Origin of the sequence: Eudoraea sp., assembly GCF_049669105.1 — a bacterium.
Lineage (GTDB): Bacteria > Bacteroidota > Bacteroidia > Flavobacteriales > Flavobacteriaceae > Eudoraea.
The window spans coordinates 1-5,554 of the sequence record NZ_JBATKE010000156.1 but is presented as its reverse complement, the minus strand read 5'-3'; the positions used below and the strand labels follow the sequence as shown (position 1 = coordinate 5,554).

At 40.0% G+C, this 5,554-nt stretch carries 5 protein-coding genes and 1 pseudogene; 4 read left to right on the top strand and 2 right to left on the bottom strand.

Annotation, left to right across the window (positions count from 1 at the left end; genetic code table 11):
* The 3 genes and pseudogenes from WBM60_RS12880 to WBM60_RS12870 all read left to right on the top strand — a co-directional run.
* Positions 1–207 (top strand): annotated as a pseudogene (locus tag WBM60_RS12880) (hypothetical protein); the annotation flags it as partial.
* A gap of 62 nt (positions 208–269) precedes the next feature.
* Positions 270–932 (top strand): SCO family protein, encoded by a 663-nt coding sequence (locus WBM60_RS12875; protein WP_424259807.1) that lies wholly within the window; start codon positions 270–272, stop codon positions 930–932.
* A gap of 92 nt (positions 933–1,024) precedes the next feature.
* Positions 1,025–2,077: an SMP-30/gluconolactonase/LRE family protein gene (locus tag WBM60_RS12870; RefSeq protein ID WP_424283160.1), complete on the top strand. Its 1,053-nt coding sequence runs from the start codon at positions 1,025–1,027 to the stop codon at positions 2,075–2,077.
* 70 nt (positions 2,078–2,147) lie between these two features.
* On the opposite strand, the gene WBM60_RS12865 is transcribed toward WBM60_RS12870, so the two are convergent.
* Positions 2,148–3,089, bottom strand: coding sequence for an NAD(P)H-dependent flavin oxidoreductase (locus WBM60_RS12865; RefSeq protein WP_424259809.1), 942 nt, complete (start codon positions 3,087–3,089; stop codon positions 2,148–2,150).
* Between the two features lie 66 nt (positions 3,090–3,155).
* Complete coding sequence (gene mnmA / locus WBM60_RS12860; RefSeq protein WP_424259810.1) at positions 3,156–4,346, bottom strand: tRNA 2-thiouridine(34) synthase MnmA; 1,191 nt, start codon at positions 4,344–4,346, stop codon at positions 3,156–3,158.
* A gap of 284 nt (positions 4,347–4,630) precedes the next feature.
* Between mnmA and WBM60_RS12855 the strand changes: the two genes are divergently transcribed.
* Positions 4,631–5,554, top strand: a 924-nt coding sequence (locus tag WBM60_RS12855) for a fasciclin domain-containing protein (RefSeq protein WP_424283159.1), incomplete at its 3' end; no start/stop codon positions are given.

Below are 5,554 nucleotides of genomic sequence, written 5' to 3'. Positions count from 1 at the left end.
ATACTTTTAAAGGCTAATAAATTTAATGAGGCCGAAGTAATTTACAAAGAAGACCTGGAAGTCTTAAGACAAAACGGATGGTCGCTTATGGGCTTGTATAAAAGCCTTTTAGCTCAGGGTAAAATGGATGAGGCAGCCCTTATTAAAGCCGAATATGACAAAGCATGGGAAAATGCCGATATTGAAATAGACACTTCCATTCTCTGAAAATAGTGGAATAAGAAGTCTATAAGTTACATTTAGCAGATTAAGTTAATAATACCGAATCATTGCAGACTGAATTTTTTAAAAATCCGCATTTAAAGCAGGGGATAATTGTGTTTCTTGTGCTTACATCCTTATTAATTTTCTTTTCCTATTGGTTGCAGGAAGAACAACCCCCTGTTTATAATCCTTCAGATTTAAATCCAGCCCTGGTAGACCAGAGTCTTCAAGGGGTGACTACTGACCATACTGTTGATCCTTTTAGCCTTATAAATCAAAACGGGAATACAATAACAGAGAAGGATTATGAAGGTAAAATCTATGTAGCCGATTTTTTCTTTACACGCTGTCCCAGTATTTGTCCTGTAATGACAAATAATATGGAGAAATTGCAAATTGAATTTTTGAATGATAAGGATGTCAAATTGTTATCACTTTCCGTTACTCCGGAAATGGATAGTGTGCCTGTTTTATATGATTATGCCTCTAAAAATGGTGCTATCGATACTAAATGGAATATTACTACAGGCAAAAAAAAACATATTTATGAACTCGCCCGTAAAAGTTATTTTGCTGTGGTTGATGAAGGTGATGGCGGTCTGCAGGATTTTATTCATACGCCCAACTTCGTATTGATAGACAAAGAAAAACAGATACGAGGTATCTATGATGGCACTAAAGATGAAGAAATTCAGCGTTTGATTAAAGACATCAGAACCTTACAATAGCGGCCGGTATTTTTGGTAACTTGCTTAAAATCCCGGGGGAGACAAATAGTGTTTAATTAATCATAACTGGTTTGAGAATCAATTTAAATAAAATGAAAAAATTAGCTTACCACAGCTTTTTTGCCATAGTGGTTCTAATGCTGTCACATTGTAAAACCGAAAAAAAAGAGCCCTCTGTTACAGGACAGGAAGCACCCAAAGCAGTTACAATATTTGAAGAGGGCGAGATTGAAGCCTATGACGAAAGTCTGTGGTCAATAGTCCCCAAAGAATCTAAAATTGAAGTTATTGCACAAGGGCATGACTGGACTGAAGGCCCATTATGGTTACCAGATCAGGAAATGTTATTGTACACAGATATACCCAGAAATGCAATTTATAGCTGGAAGGAAGGAGAAGAAGCAAAATTGTATCTACAACCTTCAGGGTTTATGGGTGAAAATTTTGAAGGATCAGAACCCGGGGCTAACGGTTTACTGCTAAATGGCGAAGGCAAGTTGGTACTATGCCAACATGGAGATAGACAGCTTGCACTAATGCAAAGTCCGGTTATGGAACCATCAGCCAATTATAAAACACTGGCAAGAGCTTTTAAAGGTAAAAGATTCAATAGCCCAAATGACGCGGTATACAAAAGTGACGGTGATCTTTATTTTACAGATCCTCCTTATGGCCTGCCACAGCAAATGGATGATCCAAACAAAGAACTGGACTATCAGGGGGTATACAGGCTCAGCCAGGAAGGAGAGTTAACCCTTTTAACCACCGAATTCACAAGACCCAATGGCATTGCCTTTTCTCCGGATGAAAAGAAACTTTATGTGGCGAATTCTGATCCGGAACTTGCAATATGGAAAGTATTTGATGTCATGGAGGACGGTTCTATTCGCAATGGTAAGCTCTTTTATGATGTAACACAGCTAGTCCCAAATGAAAAAGGCCTGCCGGATGGCTTAAAAGTTGATAATGACGGGAACTTATTTGCTACAGGGCCCGGAGGGGTTTTTATATTCTCTCCCGAAGGAAAGGTAATGGGAAAAATAAAAACGGGGCAAGCCACTTCAAACTGTGCTTTTAATAAAGAAAAAACTACTTTGTATATTACTGCTGATAGCTACGTTTTAAAAGTAACACTGAAGTCTTAACAACTACTAGACGTACTCCTGACAGTAGATTAAGATAAATTGCTCCTAACCAAGTTGAAATACAAAATGGTTATAAATGGGCCAATTTATCTTTGGCTTCGTTAAATTCCTGCATCATATCGGCAATAATTTCGGCTGCAGGTTTAATATCGTGGATAAGCGCAGAAACCTGACCTATTTCCAACTCTCCTTCTTCCAGATCACCTTCAAACATGCCTCGTTTAGCTCTGGCCCTACCCAGCAAATTTTTTAACTCCTCTACGCCATAACCCTGCGCATAGGCCGCCTGAACATCATTATAAAATTTATTTTTAAGAAGTCTTACAGGCGCCAGTTCTTTAAGTGTTAAGTGTGTATCTCCTTCTCCTGCCTCTACAACTTTCTCCTTAAACAACTGGTGGGAGGATGCTTCTTCACTTGCCACAAACCTGCTTCCTACCTGTACACCATCTGCCCCCAAAATCATAACCGCAAGCATTGCACTACCTGTGGCTATCCCGCCCGCAGCGATAAGGGGAATATTAATTTTTTCATGAACAGCAGGGATTAGAGTCAGGGTAGTAGTTTCATCCCTTCCATTGTGGCCCCCCGCCTCGAAACCCTCAGCTACTACAGCGTCAACTCCTGCTTCCTGGGCTTTTAACGCAAATTTGACACTACTTACCACATGAACCACGGTAACACCATTTTCTTTTAAATAATTAGTCCATGTCCTGGGATTCCCGGCCGAAGTAAATACGATCTTAACCTTTAATTCTACTATAATTTCCATTAACTTATCAATGTCCGGATAGAGCATGGGTACGTTAACTCCGAAAGGTTTTTCTGTTGCCTGCTGGCACTTTTGTATATGTTCCCGAAGAACTTCCGGGTACATGCTGCCTGCACCTATAAGTCCAAGTCCTCCTGCATTGGATACTGCCGAAGCAAGCCGCCAGCCGCTTGCCCAAATCATTCCGGCCTGGATAATTGGATATTCAATTCCGAAAAGTGTGGTTATCCTGTTTTGCATATATTTTTAATCAAATTTCCAGTGCCAGGCGGTACTTATTAAAATACCGATTGTTTAGCAGAAAAATTAAGAAATTACTCCGGAACCCACTAGCTCGTTTTCAATATACCAAGCTGCAAATTGTCCCTCAGTTATGGCCGATTGCTTCTCTTCGAAATCAACATAAAGGCCGGCATCAACCTTGTACAATTTCGCTTTTTGGAGTGGTTGCCTATATCGTATCCTTGCCAAAACCTCCATAGAATCATCTACTCCAAGACTCAGGTCCGGTCTTATCCAATGGAGTTCTTCATTGGTGATAAATAATGTTCGCCTGAACAACCCGGGGTGAGTTTTTCCCTGTCCCGTAAAAATGATATTTTCGGAAACATCAGTTTCTATAACGAATAAGGGTTCAGGGGTACCCCCTACATCAAGTCCTTTTCGCTGTCCTTTGGTAAAATAATGAGCACCCTGATGCTGACCAACCACTTTTCCATCGGAAATTTCGTAAACCGGTTTTTGGGCATAAAAGGCCAATTCCTCAAATTTATTTTTAAAGGCAGGGACTGATCGCAGGTATTGGGCCACATCATGGGGCACTTCCACTATGGGGCCTGTTTTTGGTTTTAACTTTTGCTGTAAAAAATCGGGTAATCTCACTTTACCAATAAAGCAAAGTCCCTGGGAATCCTTTTTATCGGCGGTAATTAACTCATTATCACTGGCTATCTTCCTTACCTGAGGTTTTGTAAGTTCCCCAATGGGGAAAAGTGTTTTCGACAATTGGTCCTGCGATAACTGACACAAAAAATAGGATTGATCTTTGTTGTCATCTATCCCGGATAATAGCCTGTAAGTGGTAGATCCATCAGCATTCGAAATTTCCCCTTTTCTGCAATAATGTCCAGTCGCTACGTAATCTGCTCCCAATTGCATTGCAATCTTTAGAAAAACATCAAACTTAATTTCCCGATTACATAACACATCAGGATTAGGTGTTCTTCCTTTTTCATACTCCCTAAACATATAATCTACAATGCGTTCCTTGTACTCTTTGCTCAAATCTACTGTTTGAAAAGGGATTCCCAACTTCTCAGCGACTATCAATGCATCATTGCTATCTTCCAGCCAGGGACATTCTTTGGAAATAGTCACAGAATCATCATGCCAGTTTTTCATAAAAAGGCCTATAACCTCGTATCCCTGTTCTTGCAACAGATAAGCCGCTACACTAGAGTCCACCCCGCCCGAAAGTCCTACAACTACTTTTTTCATACTTGCTAAAGAGCAGCAAAATTACAAAATTTGATTATTATTCGGGCTAAATAGGAATAGACTAAATATTATAGGAATCGAAAGCGTTACGATAACAAGTATAAGGGCAGGGGTTTTGCTTATTGCCAAAATTCAATAAACCATAAATAATTAGAAAACCGGCTTAAGTTAAAATCAAAAAATTAATTTTAAAGGAATATTAAAATTATCCTAAAGTTGATTGGACAAAAAAAATGTATCCGAAAAATATTGCATTTTTATAGCACAAATAAAAAAACCGAATTATGAGAAAGAACCCAATTATTAAACATTTCCTGATTTTAACCTTTTTGGCCCTGGCCGTCCTGTCATGCAATAATGACGACGATGGCGGTTCCCAATCAGGAGAAAACATTGTTGAATTAGCAATTGCCAATCCAAATTTATCCACTTTGGTTGAGGCGCTGGAAATTACAGATTTGGTTACTACCCTTGAAGGCCCCGGTCCTTTTACGGTTCTGGCACCTACAAATGCGGCGTTCGACCTATTTTTAGCTACCGGGAATTTTGCGAGTATCAATGATGTTCCTGTTGATGTTTTGGAACAAGTACTACTTAATCATGTGATAGGTTCACAAATAAATGCGGCTAATTTTGTAACACTTTCCCGGAACTATGCAGAGACTCTGGCAGACGGACCAACAACTGGTACAAAGCTCTCTCTATATTTCAACGCCACCGGTGCTGCAATAGAATTTAACGGCGCTTCAAAAGTAATTGACGCGGATGTGCTTGCTTCCAATGGTGTTATTCATACCGTTGACACCGTAATAGATTTTCCAACGGTGATGACTTTTATAACCAACGATATAAATTTTCAACAATTAACTACGGCTCTAACGACAGCAACACCGGGTACAGATTTCGCCGCACTGCTTTCCGGCACAGGTCCATTTACTGTATTTGCACCCGCTGAAATAGCTTTCGACGCCTTACTGGCTACTGACGACAACTGGGATACTGTCAGTGATATTGATGAGGATTTGTTAACCGCTGTGCTCCAGCATCATGTAAGCAATGGCAATCTTCGCTCAGGGAGTTTTACAGATGAATCAACAGTTACTACCCTTGAAGGTGACGACATTACATTTTCACTATCACTCGGTCTAATTACAATTACTGACGGTTCCGGCAATTCGGAAATCGTATTAGCGGTCGCCGATATACAA

Bases quoted from the DNA above. Each gene is read 5' to 3' on its own strand.
- WBM60_RS12870 (WP_424283160.1), top strand. From the start codon at position 1,025: ATGAAAAAATTAGCTTACCACAGCTTTTTTGCCATAGTGGTTCTAATG.
- WBM60_RS12865 (WP_424259809.1), bottom strand. From the start codon at position 3,089: ATGCAAAACAGGATAACCACACTTTTCGGAATTGAATATCCAATTATC.
- mnmA (WP_424259810.1), bottom strand. From the start codon at position 4,346: ATGAAAAAAGTAGTTGTAGGACTTTCGGGCGGGGTGGACTCTAGTGTA.